The sequence below is a fragment of the Candidatus Aenigmatarchaeota archaeon genome (assembly GCA_016932615.1).
Taxonomy (GTDB): domain Archaea; phylum Aenigmatarchaeota; class Aenigmatarchaeia; order QMZS01; family QMZS01; genus JAFGCN01.
Genome location: JAFGCN010000006.1, coordinates 1 through 17,164, shown reverse-complemented (window position 1 = coordinate 17,164; position 17,164 = coordinate 1). Strand labels below are relative to the sequence as shown.

Annotated in this window: 25 protein-coding genes and 1 pseudogene; 10 read left to right on the top strand and 16 right to left on the bottom strand. The window is 47.0% G+C overall.

Going from position 1 to position 17,164, the window contains the following annotated elements; translation table 11 throughout:
- Positions 1–71, bottom strand: a 71-nt coding sequence (locus JW727_00945) for a DUF5320 domain-containing protein (GenBank protein MBN2094591.1), incomplete at its 3' end; no start/stop codon positions are given.
- A gap of 69 nt (positions 72–140) precedes the next feature.
- Here JW727_00945 and JW727_00940 point away from each other — a divergent pair.
- The 3 genes and pseudogenes from JW727_00940 to JW727_00930 all read left to right on the top strand — a co-directional run bounded on the left by JW727_00940 (position 141) and on the right by JW727_00930 (position 2,305).
- Complete coding sequence (locus tag JW727_00940) at positions 141–1,025, top strand: VIT1/CCC1 transporter family protein (protein MBN2094590.1); 885 nt, start codon at positions 141–143, stop codon at positions 1,023–1,025.
- Between the two features lie 4 nt (positions 1,026–1,029).
- A complete protein-coding gene (locus JW727_00935; protein MBN2094589.1) occupies positions 1,030–1,554 on the top strand; it encodes an isoprenylcysteine carboxylmethyltransferase family protein in 525 nt (174 codons plus the stop codon).
- 89 nt (positions 1,555–1,643) lie between these two features.
- Positions 1,644–2,305 (top strand): annotated as a pseudogene (locus JW727_00930) (peroxiredoxin).
- A gap of 60 nt (positions 2,306–2,365) precedes the next feature.
- Here the strand turns inward: JW727_00930 and JW727_00925 are convergent.
- Genes JW727_00925 through JW727_00910 form a run of 4 tightly spaced genes read right to left on the bottom strand, consistent with a single transcriptional unit; the run spans position 2,366 to position 5,290 of the window.
- Complete coding sequence (locus JW727_00925; protein MBN2094588.1) at positions 2,366–3,136, bottom strand: lipoate--protein ligase family protein; 771 nt, start codon at positions 3,134–3,136, stop codon at positions 2,366–2,368.
- 36 nt (positions 3,137–3,172) lie between these two features.
- Positions 3,173–3,511: a carboxymuconolactone decarboxylase family protein gene (locus JW727_00920; protein ID MBN2094587.1), complete on the bottom strand. Its 339-nt coding sequence runs from the start codon at positions 3,509–3,511 to the stop codon at positions 3,173–3,175.
- 1 nt (position 3,512) lies between these two features.
- Entirely contained in the window at positions 3,513–3,911 is a 399-nt protein-coding gene (locus JW727_00915; protein MBN2094586.1) for a glycine cleavage system protein H, read from the bottom strand.
- Positions 3,908–5,290 (bottom strand): hypothetical protein, encoded by a 1,383-nt coding sequence (locus JW727_00910; protein MBN2094585.1) that lies wholly within the window; start codon positions 5,288–5,290, stop codon positions 3,908–3,910. Before JW727_00910 ends, JW727_00915 begins: the two co-directional genes overlap by 4 nt.
- Positions 5,291–5,324: 34 nt before the next feature.
- On the opposite strand from JW727_00910, the gene JW727_00905 reads away from it, so the two are divergent.
- Positions 5,325–5,774: a hypothetical protein gene (locus JW727_00905; GenBank protein MBN2094584.1), complete on the top strand. Its 450-nt coding sequence runs from the start codon at positions 5,325–5,327 to the stop codon at positions 5,772–5,774.
- Here JW727_00905 and JW727_00900 read toward each other — a convergent pair.
- From JW727_00900 to JW727_00885, 4 genes are all read right to left on the bottom strand, one after another.
- The gene (locus JW727_00900) at positions 5,771–6,646 is read right to left on the bottom strand and encodes an ATP-binding protein (protein MBN2094583.1); all 876 of its coding nucleotides are present in this window, start codon (positions 6,644–6,646) and stop codon (positions 5,771–5,773) included. The two genes, JW727_00905 and JW727_00900, sit on opposite strands and share 4 nt — an antisense overlap.
- A complete protein-coding gene (locus tag JW727_00895) occupies positions 6,643–7,002 on the bottom strand; it encodes a NifB/NifX family molybdenum-iron cluster-binding protein (protein ID MBN2094582.1) in 360 nt (119 codons plus the stop codon). The genes JW727_00900 and JW727_00895 overlap by 4 nt, the downstream gene beginning before the upstream one ends.
- A complete protein-coding gene (locus JW727_00890; protein ID MBN2094581.1) occupies positions 7,002–7,343 on the bottom strand; it encodes a NifB/NifX family molybdenum-iron cluster-binding protein in 342 nt (113 codons plus the stop codon). Before JW727_00890 ends, JW727_00895 begins: the two co-directional genes overlap by 1 nt.
- A 62-nt stretch (positions 7,344–7,405) precedes the next feature.
- Positions 7,406–7,750, bottom strand: a complete 345-nt coding sequence (locus JW727_00885) for a DUF5320 domain-containing protein (protein ID MBN2094580.1) — start codon at positions 7,748–7,750, stop codon at positions 7,406–7,408.
- Positions 7,751–7,852: 102 nt separating this feature from the next.
- Between JW727_00885 and JW727_00880 the strand changes: the two genes are divergently transcribed.
- Complete coding sequence (locus tag JW727_00880) at positions 7,853–8,581, top strand: ZIP family metal transporter (protein ID MBN2094579.1); 729 nt, start codon at positions 7,853–7,855, stop codon at positions 8,579–8,581.
- 33 nt (positions 8,582–8,614) lie between these two features.
- Here JW727_00880 and JW727_00875 read toward each other — a convergent pair whose 3' ends face one another.
- A complete protein-coding gene (locus JW727_00875; GenBank protein MBN2094578.1) occupies positions 8,615–8,881 on the bottom strand; it encodes a winged helix-turn-helix transcriptional regulator in 267 nt (88 codons plus the stop codon).
- 178 nt (positions 8,882–9,059) lie between these two features.
- Here JW727_00875 and JW727_00870 point away from each other — a divergent pair, with 178 nt between their 5' ends.
- From JW727_00870 to JW727_00855, 4 genes are all read left to right on the top strand, one after another.
- Positions 9,060–10,016 (top strand): permease, encoded by a 957-nt coding sequence (locus JW727_00870; protein ID MBN2094577.1) that lies wholly within the window; start codon positions 9,060–9,062, stop codon positions 10,014–10,016.
- 88 nt (positions 10,017–10,104) lie between these two features.
- Positions 10,105–10,380 carry a hypothetical protein gene (locus tag JW727_00865; GenBank protein ID MBN2094576.1) on the top strand — a complete coding sequence of 92 codons (276 nt, stop codon included), beginning with the start codon at positions 10,105–10,107 and terminating at the stop codon, positions 10,378–10,380.
- A 47-nt stretch (positions 10,381–10,427) separates the two neighbouring features.
- On the top strand, positions 10,428–11,159 hold the full coding sequence (locus JW727_00860) for an ATP-binding cassette domain-containing protein (GenBank protein ID MBN2094575.1): 732 nt from the start codon (positions 10,428–10,430) through the stop codon (positions 11,157–11,159).
- Positions 11,137–12,225 (top strand): SufD family Fe-S cluster assembly protein, encoded by a 1,089-nt coding sequence (locus JW727_00855; GenBank protein MBN2094574.1) that lies wholly within the window; start codon positions 11,137–11,139, stop codon positions 12,223–12,225. Before JW727_00860 ends, JW727_00855 begins: the two co-directional genes overlap by 23 nt.
- Before the next feature lie 2 nt (positions 12,226–12,227).
- Here the strand turns inward: JW727_00855 and JW727_00850 are convergent, their stop codons facing one another.
- Positions 12,228–13,196, bottom strand: coding sequence for a hypothetical protein (locus JW727_00850; GenBank protein MBN2094573.1), 969 nt, complete (start codon positions 13,194–13,196; stop codon positions 12,228–12,230).
- Between the two features lie 62 nt (positions 13,197–13,258).
- Positions 13,259–13,480, bottom strand: a complete 222-nt coding sequence (locus JW727_00845; protein ID MBN2094572.1) for a hypothetical protein — start codon at positions 13,478–13,480, stop codon at positions 13,259–13,261.
- A gap of 31 nt (positions 13,481–13,511) precedes the next feature.
- On the opposite strand from JW727_00845, the gene pyrH reads away from it, so the two are divergent.
- On the top strand, positions 13,512–14,219 hold the full coding sequence (gene pyrH / locus JW727_00840) for a UMP kinase (protein ID MBN2094571.1): 708 nt from the start codon (positions 13,512–13,514) through the stop codon (positions 14,217–14,219).
- Between the two features lie 34 nt (positions 14,220–14,253).
- On the opposite strand, the gene JW727_00835 is transcribed toward pyrH, so the two are convergent.
- From JW727_00835 to JW727_00820, 4 genes are all read right to left on the bottom strand, one after another.
- Complete coding sequence (locus JW727_00835) at positions 14,254–14,568, bottom strand: hypothetical protein (protein ID MBN2094570.1); 315 nt, start codon at positions 14,566–14,568, stop codon at positions 14,254–14,256.
- A gap of 71 nt (positions 14,569–14,639) precedes the next feature.
- Positions 14,640–15,524: an MBL fold metallo-hydrolase gene (locus tag JW727_00830; protein ID MBN2094569.1), complete on the bottom strand. Its 885-nt coding sequence runs from the start codon at positions 15,522–15,524 to the stop codon at positions 14,640–14,642.
- A gap of 91 nt (positions 15,525–15,615) precedes the next feature.
- Positions 15,616–16,509, bottom strand: a complete 894-nt coding sequence (locus tag JW727_00825; protein MBN2094568.1) for a UbiA prenyltransferase family protein — start codon at positions 16,507–16,509, stop codon at positions 15,616–15,618.
- Positions 16,510–16,618: 109 nt separating this feature from the next.
- The coding region (locus tag JW727_00820) for a glycosyltransferase (protein ID MBN2094567.1) at positions 16,619–17,164 on the bottom strand (546 nt) is incomplete at its 5' end.

Sequence of the window (17,164 nt, the reverse complement as noted above, 5' to 3'; positions counted from 1 at the left end):
TTGCAATTTCCCATTTGTCTTCCTGTTCTTGGTCCTTTTCCGTTTGGTCCTGTTCCATCAAAGTTTGGCATATTTCATATCACCTCATATGAATATATATTCATAATACTATTTATACTTTACTTTTGCAGAAATCACTTATGAAAATTTCTTCTTCAGGGACTCTTGGCAAGGAGGATATTGAGAAGCTTAAAACTTTCCAGAAAAATGAAATAACCGAGCATATGATTTACCTGAAGCTTGCAGAATCTTCTAAAATCAAGAAAAACAATAAGGTTCTCCTGGGATTAGCAAAAGACGAGATGAAGCATTACCTGCTCCTGAAAAAATACACGGGGCTTGAAATGAAGCCCGACCGGCTCAAGGTATGGTGGTACCTGTTTCTTTCAAGGGTTCTGGGCATAACCTTTGGCATAAAGCTAATGGAAAACGGGGAGGAAAGCGCGGAGTCTGCCTACAGGAGCCTTTCCCAGTCTATTCATGGTCTGATGAAAATTGCGCGTGATGAAGACCGCCATGAGAAAGCTCTCGTCCGGATGATAAGCGAGGATCGGCTTAAGTACACCGGCTCCATCGTGCTTGGGCTTAATGACGCGCTTGTAGAGCTTACCGGGGCCCTGGCTGGATTTACCTTTGCCCTTCAGGATTCGCGGCTGATAGCGGCAGTAGGGCTGATTACGGGAGTTGCCGCATCCCTTTCAATGGCGGCTTCAGAATACCTCTCTACGAAGACCGAAGCTGAAGGGAGAAGCCCGTTAAAAGCGGCAGTTTACACTGGGTTTGCCTATCTCCTCACAGTTGGTGCCCTGATATTTCCTTTCCTAGTTTTTGGAAATGTTTTCCTTTCCATCATTTCCACAGTCCTGATTGCGCTTTCAATCATCGTGGCTTTTACCCTCTACATTTCAGTTGTCAGGGAAACACCCTTCTGGAAGCGGTTCCTTGAGATGGCTGCGATAAGCCTGGGTGTGGCAACATTGAGCTTTTTGATAGGAGTTCTTTTAAGGAATTTCATCGGAACCTAAGATTATGCCCCGATTCTCCAGACCCCGGAAGAGCCCCCGCCATCAATATGACGCTGATTGTGCTCCAGACGTAAATAAAAAAACCACTCCGAAAATCATGCCGCCGGCATACTTTGCATTTCTGCTTCTGCTTGCAATAGCTCTCCATTTTTCTTTTCCTGCCCCCAGTGTTTTTTATCCCCCCTGGAATTACATTGGCGCTGCACTGATTTTGCTTGGAATTATCCTGAACCTATGGTCGGACCAGCTTTTCAGGAAAAAGCAGACCACGGTCAAGCCCCATGAAGTGCCGAGTACTCTTGTCACTACAGGGCCTTTTCGCATAAGCCGGCATCCGATGTACCTGGGAATGATGTTGATCTTGCTGGGGACAGCCGTTTTTCTGGGATCGCTTTCCTCACTGATTGCCCCTGCAGCGTTTATCTTAATAACCGAAACTTGGTTCATTCCCATGGAAGAGAGAAACCTTGAGCGTAAATTTGGCACGGATTATTCGGGCTATAGAAAAAGAGTGAGGCGTTGGATTTGATTTTGGACGCTTCTCGGGCCCTGCTTAAGCTTGTATATATAGGGAAGGAAGCTAGTCTTATGGAAGGAGAAACAAAGGAATGCGAAAAGATGCCACTAATCGGAGACCCGGCGCCGGCATTCAAGGCAAAGACGACTCAGGGAGAAGTAAACTTCCCGGAAGACTACAAGGGCAGTGGGTGATACTTTTCAGCCACCCTGCGGACTTCACTCCCGTGTGCACCACAGAATTCATGACTTTTGCGACAATGCAGGAGGACTTCAGGAAGCTTAACACAGAGCTTATCGGACTTTCCATTGACAGCATATACGCGCATATTGCTTGGCTTAGGACAATAAAGGAGAAAATCGAGTTTCGGGGAATGAAAAACGTTGAAGTGAATTTCCCAGTAATCGAGGACCTGAAAATGGACGTTGCGAAAAAATACGGAATGGTCCAGCCAAATGCCTCGACTACTCAGGCAGTAAGGGCAGTGTTTATCATTGACGACAAGGCAAAGGTAAGGGCGGTTTTATATTACCCGCTTTCCTGCGGCAGGAACATGCAGGAGATAAAGAGGATGGTAATCGCCCTTCAGAAAGCAGACAAGGAGAAAATCGCAACTCCTGCAAACTGGCAGCCCGGAGAAGATGTAATTGTTCCAGCCCCGGGCTCATGCGGAGCCGCTAAAGAGAGGGTCGAGAAAAAAGAGGAAGGCACATACTGCCTTGACTGGTTTTTGTGCTTCAGGAAGGAAAAGCCTGCCAAGTAGGTCTTTTCTTTTTTTGGTTTTTTAAGGTTTTTATTCTTTGTCTTTACGGTTTTGTTTTTTCTAGCGCCAGAAGTTCCACTTTTCCGTTGCGTATTTGTTTTCTGACAGGGCGTGGGCTTCGGTTTCCTCTTCTTCTGAAAGTTCTCCCGCAATAAAGCGAATGCCGAATTTTTTTTCAAAGCCCCTTGTGACCTCTTTAGCCACATCTTCCTGAAGCACCTGGCGGCCTGAACAGGAATTGAGGCACGTTACAAGGTCTGCAACCGAGTCCGCCCCCCGCTGCCTCATTTTCTCCGGGTCTATCCTTAGATAAGGCGCCATTTTGTCTCCGCAAAAATCAATAAGTATCGTTCCGTGCTGCAGGAGGCAGGAATTTACCCGAGTCTGCGCGTTTCCGGAGACCTTTTTTCCGTTGATGAGAATGTCATTTACCGGCTTAAAGGTGGGCGAAAGCCCTAAGTTCTCAAGGCCCTTCATTACTGCTCCGCATATGAGCGCATAAGATTGCGGGATGTCTTTAGGAATCAGGGGGTGGTTTTCCGGCGCAATAAAGCTATAGTTCATCTCTCCGAAAGGGCATTTATATACCGCCCCACCCCCGGTGAGCCGCCTGAATATCTCAAGACCGTCTTTTCTGCAGCGGTCCAGAAAAAGCTCTTTTTGGGCGCACTGGAAGTAGCCAATGGAAACTGCCGGGCTTTTCCAGGAGTAGAACCTCAGGGTTGGCGGGGATTTTCCCGACGCAACGGAGTTGAGTATTGCCTCTTCCTTTGCCATTTTCAGGAATGAATCGTCCTGTTTTTCCGGCTCCAGAAGGCGCCACTTTTCCATATTTTTAAATGTAAGCGAAAAGGCGAAAAGAAAAATCTAGTTTTTGAATTCATCCAGCGCTTTTTGGACCAGGGACATATACGCCAGAGCCGGGCCTCCGCCCATAGCAACCGCAACCCACGAGGCCTCCAAAATCTCCTCTTTTCCGAGGCCGGCTTCTACGGCTTTTTTAACATGGTAGGCGATGCACTTGTCGCATCTGGCATGCACAGCCAAAGCTACAAATATCAGCTCTTTCGTTTTTTCGCTGAGCGCCCCTTCTTTTGATGCAGAGCCAAGAAGCCCCTTGAACTTTTCCATCTGCTCAGGCGTATTTTCTCCAAGGTAGCTCATCACTCCAGCAATGTCTTTTACCAGCTCTTTTACTTCTGACATTTTACTTTATCACCTCATCAAGCCAGGGTACAATTTGTTCAGGGCGTTTAAGCTCCTTTATCTCGGACTTGTCGCAAAGCTTGATTTTAATGATCCATGTGCCATAAGGGTCCTTGTTTATCAGGTCCGGCTCGTCGTAGACCTTTTCGTTTACCTCAACTACCTCCCCGGATACCGGGCTTTTTAGGTGGCCCGACCACTTCAGGGCTTCAAGCGACAGCCAGACCTCGCCCTTTTTTATCCCGCCCTTTTCGGGAAGTTTTGCAAATAGGAACTCCTTTATGGCTTTAGCGACCGGCTCGATTATCCCAAGGGTTGCCACATCTCCGTCAATCTTTAGCCAGGCGGAGTCGCAATTGTAGAGGAGTTTTTCTGGCAGGTCATGGTTTTTGTACTTCATAAATTATCGCCTCTTTTTCCATCTAAATCTTTTCTTCTTTCTTCCCCCAGGCCCTGCCCTGGAGAAATGTTTTCCTGAAAAAATGCTTTTTTGGCAAGCACTATTACACTGGCAGATAAGACCGCAAACAAGAGAATAATCGCTGTTGCAAGCAGGTTTGTCAGGAGCGCAGGGCTTAAGATAAGGACGGCTCCCAGGAAGAACATCATGAGCCCGGACAGCAGCTTCAGGATTTCCCCTTCACCCTGGGTGAGCTTTCTTGCCCCCATGGTATAGGAGAAGATAATGACTATGGTCAGCAGCGGCAGCACATATACTGCGTTGTAAAGGACAAGGTATGACAGGTATTCAAGCGAGGAAAGGTTATTCATTGTAAGTATCCTTGTAAACACCATTGGAAAGCCGGCAGTGCACAAAAGCTCATAGCTGTTTGCTGCAATGGCCAGCACTGCAGTGGCAAAAACAAGGGTGGGCAGGGAATCCGCTTTCAGGAGCTCCCTCATCCGCCTTGCAAGCCTGGAGCGGTTTTCGTCAGATATGGAAAATGAGACCCCTTTTTTGAAGAAAAAGAAATCCTTTACATTGACGGCTCCGATAATGAGCGCGACAAGCCCTGCGAAAGTGGTTACTATTGGAAGGGCTCCTGCAACCTGAAAGAAGCTTAGCCACGCCGCCATGAAGAGGAGATATACAAAGCCAGAGAAGAACACGAATATTCCACCTATAAGCAGCATCCTTTTTCTTGATTTGGCATAGACCAGCATGCTCAAAAGAAAGAACAGGACAAAAAATGCGCAGGGGTTGAAGCCATCCAGGAATCCGATGACTACAGCAAGGAGGGGCAGTGACATCTCGGCAGCGTCGATTTTTCCTATGAACGGAATATCTATGTCCTGGTTGACGGTTTGGTTTGAGTCTATGCAGGATTGGTTCTCCCGGTATTCCTCAAGACGTTCATAAGGGTCAAGGCAGCCGTTTTCAATGCAAAGCCGGATTTTTTCCTCGAATTCCGCAGAGTAAGCATCGGAGTACCCGGTCAGGTAGTCGTTTCCAAGAATGAGCACCGGAACCCCCTGGACGCTTCCCTCGTAACACTTTGCAAACTCCGAGAAGAGTTCGCGGTTGGACTCATTGTAAGCAACTTCATACAGGTCTGCCCTGAAGGCAGGGTATTTTTCCGCCATTGACTTCAGGAATTCTTTCTCTGAAGCGCAGTGAGGGCATCCTTCGGCCCAGAACATTATCGCGACAGTATCGTGCTCTTCCTGCGCCATCGCAGGAAATGGCATCAAAGTTGACACCAAAGACACTGCAATCAGCAAAGCCAGAACGGCCTGGGAAAAATTGCCATTTTCCATGAAAAAAGACGTCTGAAACATTATATATATTTAGGTTTCAAAATATGAAATCCTTATGGAAAAGCAAAAAAAGGTGCTTACTGGAGTCCTTATGCTTTCGGCTTTCATATTCATAGTGTCCGCGATGTCCCTTTACGCGCAGGAAAATATCCAGAGCGGAAATTCCTGCACCTGCAGCTTTCCAATTCCGCTTTGCATACCTCTTGTGGCTTCAATCGGGCTTTTTATAGGCAGCGCAATCGCATACTCTTTTATCCCAAAAAACCGCCTTGGCCTGGAGGCCATCAAGAAGTTTCTGGCAAAGGAGGAAGGTCTTGTGGTGTCATCGCTTCTGGAAAGCGGGGGGAAGAGCACCCAGGCAAAACTTTCGCAGCAGACGGGACTTGGAAAGGTAAAGACTTTTCGAATACTTGAAAAGCTTCAGGAGAGGGGCATCATAACCAAGGAAAACAAGGGCAAGATAAGGATAGTGCTCCTGAGCGATGAAATTGCCAGTTGCATTTAGCGCCTTACTTCAGATGAAATTTTCATGGCGAGCTTTCCAAAAAGTTTACTGTATTTTGGGTATAAGTCGGTTACCGGCTTCATTTTAACGGCAGCCCTGACAAAATCTTTTTTGTAAGGAATTTTTCCCAGGATTGGGATGCCTTTTTTCCTGGCAAAATTTTCCACCTCTTTGCAGAATTCCGTGTCCAGGTCGCTTTTGTTTATGACAAGCCCGTGCCTGATTTTGAAGTGCCCTGCAAGGTAAAGAATTCTCTTGAGGTCCTGAAACGCCGCGGGGGTGGGCTCCGTAACTGCGACAATATAGTCGGTTCCGACAAGGGAAGCTATGACCGGGCAGCCGATTCCCGCGGCAGAGTCTATAATCACCACTTCCGAGCCCCGCTTTGCGCTTAGCTCGTCAGAGCGCTTTCTAAGCTCCGAAACCACTTCTCCGGAAGCATGCTCTCCAAGCTTCAGCTCGCCTGAAACAAGGTAGACCCCGTAATTATTTCCGGTGTGAACCTTTCCAATCTCCTTTCTGTCCTCGCTTATTGCGTTTTCCGGGCATGCCAGCAGGCAGGCCTTGCAGCCGATGCAGTTTTCTTTTATGAAGGCAGGGTATTTTCCTTTTGCAAAAGCGATTGCGTTTTGCTTGCATGCAAAGGCGCACTTGCCGCACTTTGTGCATTTTTTGAAGTCCCACTTTGGTATTGGCTGCCAGATTTTTCCAAGAGCCCTTCTCTTTATGGAGAGCATCAGGTAGTCGTTTGGGCACTCGACATCGGCGTCAACAAGCATAGTCTTTTTTATTTTCGCAAATTCCACGGCAAGAGACGTTGCAACCATTGACTTTCCGGTGCCTCCCTTTCCTCCGGTAACTGCAATTTTCATTTTCTGTGCTCCTCACAGGCATCTTCAGGCCCTGCCTTTTTGGCTTTGCCTTCCTTCCATAGGCGGTGGATTTCTTTTACGGTTTCTGCTCTGGATATCCAGACCTCTATTCCCAAGCTTTTGCACATTTCAATTGCCCTTGGCCCCAGGTCTCCACACAGTAGAACTTCAGCGCCGTGTTTTTTGAGAAGTTCCGGCGGAAGCCCAACCCCGCCCATGTGCTCGCTTGTGTTGCCTATAATGCCGATTAATTTTCCGTTTTCATCTATGAGCGTATAGGTTTCGCATCTGCCAAAGTGCAGGGCAACTTTTTCATCCATTCCCTTTTTGCCTTCGGTAGGCACAGCAATAATCATTATTCTGTTCCCTCTTCTTCTGCGGGCTTTGAGAGGACTTCTTCCAGGGCTTCTTTTACAGCGCCTTTTTTGCGCCATGCCTTTATGTTGAACTGGCTGAGAACATCGACTGCCCTCGGGCCAAAGTCCCCCGCGATTACGCCATTTGCGCCTTTTTCGGCAATCAGCTCTGCAGCCCGGATGCCAGCGCTTCCCGCGTTTATGTACTCATTCTTTACCGCTTCTGCCAGATGGTAGCTTTTGCCTTCCGTTTCGACGATTAAAAAGTATGGGCACCTTGCAAATACCTCGCTTACTTCGCTTTCAAGCGTATTTCCAGTTGAACTTATTGCAATTTTCATATTCGCATAAGAGATAGTTATGAATCTATATTTATAAACAAAACAAAAAGCAATCGCGGCATTTACGCCTTTCTCTCATTCTGCTCTTCCCTGGTTTGGCTTAGGTATTCCTTCATTTCCCGGATGTATTCACTTAGCTCTTCGATTATTCTCTCTGCCTGCTGGATTTCTTCTGCAGCGTAGGCCCTTGCTTCCTCTCTTGTCTCTGGCGCTTCCGGCTGCTCGTATATCCCATATTGTCCGAAGGCAAAAGGAATTGACCATCGCCTCATCCGCCTGCCAGGCCTTCTGCCGGAATATCGGTATCCCATTCCCGGCCAAACCCCATAAGGGCTGTAGCAGATTCCCATTCCCCATCCGGTTCCTGGGCCAAGACCCATTGGACCGGTTCTATCTAGTGCTGGCATTTTACTCACCTATAATGTTTTATGAATATATATTTAAAATTTACCTCCCGAGGATTTTTGCGGCATTAACACTGACATTAAACTTATTTGGCTGCTTAGTTTATGGACCTCCTTGCAATAGTGGCTGTCTGCATCCTGGGGCCTGTTATTGGCTCGCTTATCGGGGTTCTTAAAAAGCCCTCGGATTTCATGGTTTATAACCTCCTGTCTTTTGCGGCAGGAGTTATGATCTCCATATCATTTCTTGACCTCATCCCTGAGAGCATAGAGTTGTCTTCTATATGGACCTGCGCTGCGGGGCTGGCGCTTGGAACGGCCGTGATGATTCTGGTGGACAAAGTTGTGCCTCATATCCATCCCTCTATTTGCGCCGGCGGCTCAAAAGACCTTGAGCTGAAAAAGACGGTTTATTACCTTTTCCTTGGAATTTTCCTGCATAATTTCCCGGAGGGGCTTGCCATGGGAATAGTTTCGGCGTCTGACTTCAAGCTGTCTTTTGCCATAGCTGTGGCCATTGCAATTCACGACATTCCGGAGGCAATATGCACCTCGGCCCCTTACTACAAGGTTAATGGGAACCGCCTGAAGGCATTTTTGGTTTCGGTTTCTACGATTATACCCACGCTCATCGGGCTTTTCGCGGCGCATTACCTTTCCAGCTACTTTCCGTTGGATGTGGTGGGGCTTTTGATTGGGGCTGCGGCGGGGCTTATGATTTACATTTCTGTTGACGAGCTGATACCAAGCTCCTGTTGCCGTGTGTCCGGGTATGGAACCCTTGTTTCATTTGTGGTGGGCGTGCTGCTCGTTATTGCCCTTGGAGCCCTATAAACCTAATTGCATTAATCTCATTTCCATTTGAATTTAGCCATTTACCTTATAGCCCAGAACTTTGAATATTTTGGAAACCCGCGGATCTTTTAGCTGGTAGTAGATATTTTTTCCGGCCCTCCTGCTTTCTACAATTCCTTCTGATTCGAGCTTTCTGAGCTGGAGGGAAACTGTCGACTGCGCTCTTCCGGTGGGCTTTATCAGCTCGCAGACGCACTTTTCCCCGCAGAGGAGGTTTTCGACCAATTTGAATCTCGTTTCGTCGCAGAGTGCCTTGAACACCCTTGAAGCAGGTTTCATAACTATAGCAAGTATTTATAGTTATAAATATATAGATATAATTAATGGTCGTGGAAAAATCAGGAAAAGGTATGTCCGGCAAATCAGCCAAAAAGGCAGATAAGTCTTCTGAGGATAAGGGATGCGATGGGAGATGCTGGTGCTGCGGTGGCGGCGACTTTGAAGAAGAAGACTACTAATGTTGCAGGAAATCGTAGATTTTCTTTTTTATCAGGTTTTGCTTCTTGACCGGGCTTCAGCCATAGCTCAGTTCTTCAACTTTTTCGTTTACGACTCGGCAAAAATCCTGCTTCTGCTGTTTGGGATGATTCTGGCCATAGGATACCTCAGGAGCTTTATTCCACCGGAGAAGGTCAGGGACACGATGTCAAGGGGCCGCTATGGAATCGGAAATATCATGGCCGCGCTTTTCGGGGCGGTCACGCCTTTTTGCTCCTGCTCGTCCATCCCCCTGTTTTTTGGGTTTCTCCGGGCAGGCGTTCCCCTTGGAGTAATGTTCTCGTTTCTTATCACTTCGCCTCTGGTGAATGAGTACCTCCTCATCCTTATTTTTGCGTATTTTGGCTGGAAAATCGCTTTTTTCTATGCCGCAAGCGGAATCCTTATCGGAATCCTGCTTGGAGCCCTTCTTGGCAGGATGGGGCTTGAAAAACACCTTGATAAGGATTTCTGCCAGCAAAGCGGAAAGCTCAGGAAAATTATCTTCAGGAGCCACAGGGAGCGCCTGAAGTACGGCTACCTGGAGGCAAAGTCTATCGTGAGGAAGCTGTGGCTGTGGATTCTGGTAAGTGTTGCAATAGGAGGAATTATCCACAATTATGTCCCGCAGGAAATTATTGGCCGCGTGGTTGAAGGAACGGGTGCATTGGCAGTGCCGCTAGTGGTTATCCTGGGAGTGCCGATGTACGGAAGCTGCGTTGCAATCCTGCCGATTGCCTTTGCGCTTTTCGCAAAAGGCGTCCCGCTTGGAACTGCGCTTGCCTTCATGATGTCAGTTTCGGCCCTCAGCATTCCTGAGGCAATACTTCTTCGGAGGGCTATGGAATGGAAGCTAATAGGCCTATTTTTTGGGCTGGTGACTGTAGGAATTGTCTTTACGGGCTTCCTGTTCAACTACCTGCAGTTTTTGGTGTAGCCGACAGGCGTCTTTTGGCGCTTGCAGTAGAATTCTTTTTTATAGTCAACTGAATAAAGCCCTTTAAAGCATCTCTTAATATCATTCTATGCTCACCAATATTGGCTCACCTTCGGAAAAGCCCAAAATGCCTCCCACTACATATGAAGTGGGTATGGGGTTTAGGGGATTTGAAAGCTTCAAAACTCTATATAGTGCCGGCGCTCTAAGGCCTGGAGACAAGCTTATCGTTTATCCAACCAAGGATGTTCGACAGGAATGGCTTGTCGGAGACCTTGAAGTTTCAGGAGATGGGCATTTGATGAATGGGATTCTTAAGCCCGATACTGATTATAGCATTGTGTTGAATATTTCCTCAAAATAGCATGCAAAGAGAAAGCTGCAAATATACCTTGTTTTTTAACATATCTTATGCTCTCAATTAAAAACCTCTCGGCCTCGACCAGGGGCAGCAGGATTCTTAAAAACCTTAAGCTTGATTTGGGCAAAGGGAAGATTCTTACCGTTTTCGGGCCGAATGGAAGCGGGAAATCGACGCTTCTGAAGGTGATTGCGGGGGTTCCCGGTTACAGCGTTTCGGGAAGCATAAAGCTTGGTGTCAGGGAGATTTCCGAGTTTCCGATTGAAAAGCGCGCAAAGCTGGGGGTGGTTTTGGGCTTCCAGCAGCCAATTGAGATTGAGGGCGTAACCCTCAGGCAGCTTCTTAAGATTTGCCTTGGAAAGGAGGACTTCTCAGACGAGGAAAAGCGCCTCATCGCAAAATTTGGCATGGCTGATTTTCTTGACAGGGACATAAATGTGCACTTCTCGGGGGGCGAAAAGAAGCGGGCTGAAATGCTCCAGCTTCTCCTTATGAAGCCGCGGCTCCTTCTTCTTGACGAGCCGGACTCAGGTGTTGATATAGAGAGTTTGAAGATAATAGCGTCAGAGCTTCAGAAATACATCACGATGAGCAAAGCCGCTGCGATTCTCGTAACCCACCAGGGGACGATTCTTAAGCACCTGAAGTCAGACAAGGGGTGCGTTCTTATTGAAGGCAGGTTTGCCTGCCATGAAGAGCCAAAACACATATTTGACCTTATTTCAAGAGATGGCTATGGGGCCTGCATAAAGTGCGAACATGATAGGGAGAAAAAATCTTGAAAAAATGCTGGGCTTAAGTGAGGCGCAAAGCCAGATGGCTTCCCGGTGTGGAATCGAGCCCACTGGCAGGGCGGGAAGCTACATGTTTGTCGATGACCGGAAAGTCTTCGATGGAATAAGCCAGAAGTACAAGGGGCTTGTCGAGATAATGGACATTTATGACGCAATCAAAAAATACGGGCTGAAAGATAAGTACTGGAAGCTTGTTTCTCCCGAAAAAAACGAGTTTGCCCGGATGGCGCAGTCTCCCCAGGGCGGATATTATATAAGAATCTCCAAGGGCTGCCATGTAGAGCTTCCCCTCCAGAGCTGCATGCTTTTGGACAGGGGCAAAAACCAGATTTTGCACAATGTAATTGTTGCTGAGGACGGAAGCGACGCGACAATAATCAGCGGCTGCGCTTCGCACGAGTCGCTTAAGAGCGGGCTTCATGTCGGCGTTTCCGAAGTATATGTCGGCAGGGGGGCAACGCTGAACTTTACGATGGTGCACAACTGGGGCGAAAATATCACTGTGAGGCCGGTTACGGCTGTGCAGGTAAAAGACAAGGGAACGTACGTTAGCAATTACCTCTGCATGAAGCCCGTAAAGGACCTTAAGGCCTTCCCAAAGGCGGTTTGCGGGCGGGGAGGAAAGGCAATTTTCAACACGATTCTCTACGGCAAGAAAAACTCCCTGATCGAGATGGGCGAGGAGATAGAGCTGGCAGGGGACGAAAGCGTGGGGACGATAAACTCGAGGGCGATTCTTGAAGGGTCTTCAAAAGTGATAACAAGGGGAAAAATTGTCGGCCTTGCAAGGGCCAAGGGCCACATCGAGTGCAAGGGGATTTTGCTTTCGGACAAGGCCGAGCTAAGGTCAATCCCGGAAATAGATGCGAGAAACCCCGGCGTTGACCTGTCGCACGAGGCGGCAATCGGAAAAGTCGCTGAAAAGGAGCTATTATATCTCATGTCAAGGGGATTGAGCCAGGAGAAGGCAACGTCCTTAATTGTAAGCGGGTTTTTGAATGTGCCTCTGCCGGGAGTGCCAGACTGGGTGAGGCAAGAGATTCTTGGCAGGTGACCTCACTTATTTGGATCAAGGTCTATCTCCAGTTCATTTAAAATTGGCTCGAAATATTCTACTATTTCATCGAATTTGGCGACAATTCCCATATTTTCAGTATAGTCTCTGGGTGTAATCTTTCCGCCCGGATACCGAGTAAATGCTTCATGAGCATAGGTAATGATTGATAAATAATATAGGCCTGTTGTGAAGCTCATAGTGTGGATGAGATATTTCCACTCGAAGGGCAGGTCAATTTCACTCACAAATTTTACTGCATGAGGCTTATTTTTCTCATCTATCAACTCACTTTTCTGAATGGCTTCAGCAACCCCTCCGGAAATTGTCTTCCAAGTCTTCCTGAACTTTCTGTTAAATACGGCTGGAAGAGTATTCTCGAATTTTCTTGAAATCTCTCTAGAGTTAGTTAAATAATCCCCTATTCTTTTGCCCTCTAGATTTAAAAAAACCCTATCTTCAATATTCTCACTGAACATTTCTATCTGACTTCTGAGTTTTGAGTTATTTAGAAAAATACCTAAAGGTTCGTTCAGGAGTTTTTCTTTTAAACGCTTTATAAAAACCTTTGGGCTCACGTGACTTATTTGGTCCTTACCTTTTAAGTCTGATCTAAGGATCATTTGTCTATCCAAGCCAAAAGCTTTTGTTGCTTTTTCGACAGATTGTTGGAGATGGTATACAGACAATGCAGAAAGATGATAATTCTGCTCTTTCAGATTCATAGAATTAACCATTTTGGCAACTCTAAGGTCTGCCTTTGCAGCCAATACCCACTCATAGATTTCCTGAGCGGTCAATTTTTGTTCCGATTCGGAATTATGGTTGATATTTCGTTCAAGTAGAAAGCGAAAAACTTGCATAAAGCTGCCCCATTTCTGACCAAATTTACCTTCCATATATGCCCCAAATATCTCGCAAAATCCACACAATTCATTTTCTGAAAGGTTGCTTAACAACTGCCGGTCCATATACTGAAATGCCGGAGGATAAAAATAGCCCGGATGATTTTCTATGAAAAGTGTCATTTACCTTACAAAGAGCAGCAGGGATACCTTTTTGGGTCAGCTTTCTTGCGCATCGGCTCGGCAGGAGTGATACCTGCCATACCCGAGGGTGAATCTCCAGGTGCGTCTTCTTTATAGAGGGAAGGCAGATGCTGAGGGTAGGTGTGTGAAGTCTCCCGACTCTTCCTTTCTGCAAACTCTCTGAAACTGCTGCTTGTATCCCTGCCAGAATATTTGCCGGGTTTCATAAATCTAAGTAAATTTTCTCCTAGAAAAATTATGAAAATCGTCGTTTACCTGGGCGGCTCTGTCGTCACCAGGAACCTGACGCCAGAATATGTCCGGGGGCTTGTTTCAGTCCTCAGGAAGATTTCTGACGCCGGAAACAGCGTTTATGTGGTTGTGGGCGCAGGGCACGTGAAAAACGAGTATGTTGGCGTCCTGAGGGGGCTTGGCCTGCCGGAAGAGCAGGGGCATGATATTGCGATTCAGCTTACGCACCTGAACGCGAATATGCTCAGGTATGCTTTGGAGGAAAAAGCCCATAACTGGCTTCCGAAAAGCACCGAAGACGTGCTTATCCATGCTGAGCTTGCGGAGAGAAACGGGAAAATCTGCGTCTGCGGCGGAACCGAGCCGGGACAGTCGACTGACGGCGTCGCATCGAGGCTTGCCCATCATCTTGGAGCCGACCTGCTGGTGAAGGCAACAAATGTCGATGGGGTGTATGACTCTGACCCGAAGGAGAACCCCCAGGCAAAAAAGCTCGACAAGCTCAATTACAGCGAATTCCTCGAAATTCTTGCCTCCCAGGAAACAGCGCCTGGCAGGTTCTTTCTGTTTGGCAGGAAGGGCGCGGAGCTTTTGAAGGAAAAAAGCATTCGGCTTTTGATTGTGAACGGAAAAGACCCTGAGGAAATATCAAGGGCGGTCTTTGGAGGGCACAATGGGACGGAAATAACTTCTGATTTGGCCGGCGCTAAGTAAGAATAAAAGCGTATAACAACTGGACTAATGTACCTTACTTAAGGGTCGGGTACGTAACTCTTCGAGTCAGAAATACTCGTTCCCCCCTCGAAAAGGGTGCGATTCTTCGGACCATTCCATCATAATGGGTTGTCAGGATTTCTCCCTTAAGGAACTCGAATGTCTCGGTGCCACGTCTCTTTACAAGTTCGCTAGCATAGAGTTCAATATCGGGTGTTTGAAATAAAGGTTTTCCATTAAGGACGGTTAAGCCATTCATCACTGCAAAATTGAGTGCAGGAGGTATGCCTTCTGGGCCCTGCCCGTACTTGCATCCGTAAAGTACCCCTTCATATATTTCAAGTGACATAATAGGATTAGATTATTCTAAATACTTACCATCGAGTAAAAAAATGTTCTTTGAATCTGCTCAAGGTCCACTTATATCTCAATCTTCTCCAAGTCCTTGGCAAAGAAGATGTTTTTGTATATTGCGGCTTCTTTCTGGAGCTCCTCGTGGCTCTGGTATTTCCTGCCAATGTGCACCAGGTAGACTTTCTTTGCAAATCCCTTGAGCTTAAGGATGTCCTCGAATGAGGAGTGCATCTTGTCCTGGAGGTCGTCCTTGGTAAAGCACGTGCATTCGTGCACTAGGATATCCGCATCTTTGGCGAATTTTTCCATTTTCTTCTGGTAAACCGTGTCGCCGGAATAGACAAAAATTTTTCCGGGAACTTTGTAAGAAACGTCCTTAAGGGAGATTTTTTTTCCGTTCTTTGTGACCTTTCCATTTTCTTTTAGCTCTTTGCACTCGAGCCCCGACAGCCCTATCTGTTTGATGAGCTTTTTGTCCAACTTCAGCCGCCCTTTTTCGATAAGGCGGTAGCCGACATTATCTATCGTGTGCTTTAGCTTTGCCGCTTCGATTGTGAACTCCTCGCCGTTATAAACAAGCCCGTCCCGGTAGGTGTCGTAATACTCAATAGCATAGGGAAATTTGTAGAACTCCAACAGCTTTGGCCCGATTTTGTCTGCGTGCGGGCCGAATATTCTTACGGGCTTCTGCCTTCCTTCAAGCCCCATGGAGTTGAGCAGCCCATAAAGCCCAATGAAGTGGTCTGCGTGCCAGTGGGTTATGAAAATGGCGTCGATTCCCATGAAGTTTATTCCTGCCCTTATGAGGTTGGTCTGGGTTCCTTCGCCGCAGTCGAAAAGTATTGACCTCCCCGAGCCGCCAAGGTACTGGATGTGGAGTGTGGTGTGCCCTCTCTTGAGTGTAGGTATCGCTGCGCCGGTTCCGAGGAACGTCAGTTTTATGGTGGTCATAATAGTTTTAGCAGTTTCTAGTAGAATATGCTTTTGTTTTTCACATAGTCTTGACCAGCCGGCAATTGAATCACCCCCGAGGGTTACTGTTTCAGAAAACAAGCTTCTGGGCAGTATACAGTATCCAAACGGCTGTTGCTATAAGCGAAATCACTAGTGATCCCTGAAACCACCTTTTAATATCAAACTTTCTGTCGGATATGAATCTCAGCAGAGGAAAGGCAAATATTATGGCAAAGGAAGCAAGATAAACTTTTGCATATTCTGCTAAATTCTCTAAGCTTGCCCCTATGAAAAGCACCCCCAAAAGTGCCAGACCCAATAGTAATGCTTCCAGGGTCTTGGCTTTTTTCTTGCCGATTACGATAGCTGTTGTCCGCATACCGCATTTTTTGTCAGTACTGAAATCCCTGAGTTCATTTTCAAGCTGTCCATAGCCGGAACAACACAGTATCACCATAAATGCCACTAAGGCATAAATGCTCATGGTTGAAGAGAAGGCCAGATGAGTTATCAGGAAGATAGCCCCTCCGAGCATATACATATGTGTGAGCATGTCCAGCACAGGAATATTTTTCAGCCGGACCCCCCGGTAGGAATAGAGAAAGAAAACCAGCAGAGTAAAAGCGCCCGTTAAAAATAGGGTCCAGGAACCCACCAGGTATGCGATGTAGGCATAGGCGCTTAGGCTAACAAGCAAAAACAGATTGGAAACTATCAAACCCTCCTTCCTTGTTAAGCTTCCATTGCAGATTGGATTTCGAAGTCTTTTTTTTATGTCCTTTGAATCTTCCACCGCATCCTCAACATCGTTTATCATGAAGGCGTAGGTCATGGCAACAAGATTTGCAAAAAGAATGATAAAAAACAGACTCCCCAGCCCACCCCCGGCAAAAAGAAGAGAAGCGAGAGTTATCGCAATCGTGGAATCAAAAACCTCCTTCCATCTGCTTAAGCTTATTACTCCCCGTATCTTCTTAAGCATAATATCTGAACTATGAATAAACTAATACGGGCAGTCTCTTCAACAGTACTCTAGCCGGGATTCCTTTTAATGGGCGGGCTATTGCATATCAAACCAGCCCAGTATCCATTTAAAGTCTTCCTGCTGGTTTGTACTTTTTATGCTTCAGAAACCTGCCATAGGGGTTTCCCTTCACAAGCCGGTTATCGACAAGTATCAGGTCCAGGTAATACCGGCATATCCCAAAAAAGCCGTAATCATCGAGCCTGCGCGTAGAAGTGACAACCAGGCGCTTCTTCAGGAACAGTATTTCGCCGACTTCTGCAAGGTCACTGTTAAGCTGCTCGTCCTCGACATTCTTTTTCTTGAAGCCGCCTATTTTGTCAAAGGCGGTTCTTGGAACCGCAACATTGAACCCAATGAGCGGCTTTCGCCGTACTTTTGAGTTGGCAATCCAGTAGTAATTTACAAGCTCTTCCAGTACGCGGGTTTTCTGGTCATTTCCCGTAAGCCCAAAGCCCGCAGAAATACCCACATATCCATTATCCAGGTAGTGCCGTATCTCTTCGAGGTATCTTCTTTTTAGGGCAGTGTCGGCATCCACAAAGACCAGGTACTTTCCCTTGGCAAACTTTGCCCCGTAATTCCTGCCCCACCAGATTCCCTTCTTCTTGCT

What these genes read in the sequence shown, in the direction of transcription:
- JW727_00940 (MBN2094590.1), top strand. Translation starts at nt 141, where the DNA reads ATGAAAATTTCTTCTTCAGGGACTCTTGGCAAGGAGGATATTGAGAAG.
- JW727_00935 (MBN2094589.1), top strand. Translation starts at nt 1,030, where the DNA reads ATGCCCCGATTCTCCAGACCCCGGAAGAGCCCCCGCCATCAATATGAC.
- JW727_00925 (MBN2094588.1), bottom strand. Translation starts at nt 3,136, where the DNA reads ATGGAAAAGTGGCGCCTTCTGGAGCCGGAAAAACAGGACGATTCATTC.
- JW727_00920 (MBN2094587.1), bottom strand. Translation starts at nt 3,511, where the DNA reads ATGTCAGAAGTAAAAGAGCTGGTAAAAGACATTGCTGGAGTGATGAGC.
- JW727_00915 (MBN2094586.1), bottom strand. Translation starts at nt 3,911, where the DNA reads ATGAAGTACAAAAACCATGACCTGCCAGAAAAACTCCTCTACAATTGC.
- JW727_00910 (MBN2094585.1), bottom strand. Translation starts at nt 5,290, where the DNA reads ATGTTTCAGACGTCTTTTTTCATGGAAAATGGCAATTTTTCCCAGGCC.
- JW727_00905 (MBN2094584.1), top strand. Translation starts at nt 5,325, where the DNA reads ATGGAAAAGCAAAAAAAGGTGCTTACTGGAGTCCTTATGCTTTCGGCT.
- JW727_00900 (MBN2094583.1), bottom strand. Translation starts at nt 6,646, where the DNA reads ATGAAAATTGCAGTTACCGGAGGAAAGGGAGGCACCGGAAAGTCAATG.
- JW727_00895 (MBN2094582.1), bottom strand. Translation starts at nt 7,002, where the DNA reads ATGATTATTGCTGTGCCTACCGAAGGCAAAAAGGGAATGGATGAAAAA.
- JW727_00890 (MBN2094581.1), bottom strand. Translation starts at nt 7,343, where the DNA reads ATGAAAATTGCAATAAGTTCAACTGGAAATACGCTTGAAAGCGAAGTA.
- JW727_00885 (MBN2094580.1), bottom strand. Translation starts at nt 7,750, where the DNA reads ATGCCAGCACTAGATAGAACCGGTCCAATGGGTCTTGGCCCAGGAACC.
- JW727_00880 (MBN2094579.1), top strand. Translation starts at nt 7,853, where the DNA reads ATGGACCTCCTTGCAATAGTGGCTGTCTGCATCCTGGGGCCTGTTATT.
- JW727_00875 (MBN2094578.1), bottom strand. Translation starts at nt 8,881, where the DNA reads ATGAAACCTGCTTCAAGGGTGTTCAAGGCACTCTGCGACGAAACGAGA.
- JW727_00870 (MBN2094577.1), top strand. Translation starts at nt 9,060, where the DNA reads ATGTTGCAGGAAATCGTAGATTTTCTTTTTTATCAGGTTTTGCTTCTT.
- JW727_00865 (MBN2094576.1), top strand. Translation starts at nt 10,105, where the DNA reads ATGCTCACCAATATTGGCTCACCTTCGGAAAAGCCCAAAATGCCTCCC.
- JW727_00860 (MBN2094575.1), top strand. Translation starts at nt 10,428, where the DNA reads ATGCTCTCAATTAAAAACCTCTCGGCCTCGACCAGGGGCAGCAGGATT.
- JW727_00855 (MBN2094574.1), top strand. Translation starts at nt 11,137, where the DNA reads ATGATAGGGAGAAAAAATCTTGAAAAAATGCTGGGCTTAAGTGAGGCG.
- JW727_00850 (MBN2094573.1), bottom strand. Translation starts at nt 13,196, where the DNA reads ATGGACCGGCAGTTGTTAAGCAACCTTTCAGAAAATGAATTGTGTGGA.
- JW727_00845 (MBN2094572.1), bottom strand. Translation starts at nt 13,480, where the DNA reads ATGAAACCCGGCAAATATTCTGGCAGGGATACAAGCAGCAGTTTCAGA.
- pyrH (MBN2094571.1), top strand. Translation starts at nt 13,512, where the DNA reads ATGAAAATCGTCGTTTACCTGGGCGGCTCTGTCGTCACCAGGAACCTG.
- JW727_00835 (MBN2094570.1), bottom strand. Translation starts at nt 14,568, where the DNA reads ATGTCACTTGAAATATATGAAGGGGTACTTTACGGATGCAAGTACGGG.
- JW727_00830 (MBN2094569.1), bottom strand. Translation starts at nt 15,524, where the DNA reads ATGACCACCATAAAACTGACGTTCCTCGGAACCGGCGCAGCGATACCT.
- JW727_00825 (MBN2094568.1), bottom strand. Translation starts at nt 16,509, where the DNA reads ATGCTTAAGAAGATACGGGGAGTAATAAGCTTAAGCAGATGGAAGGAG.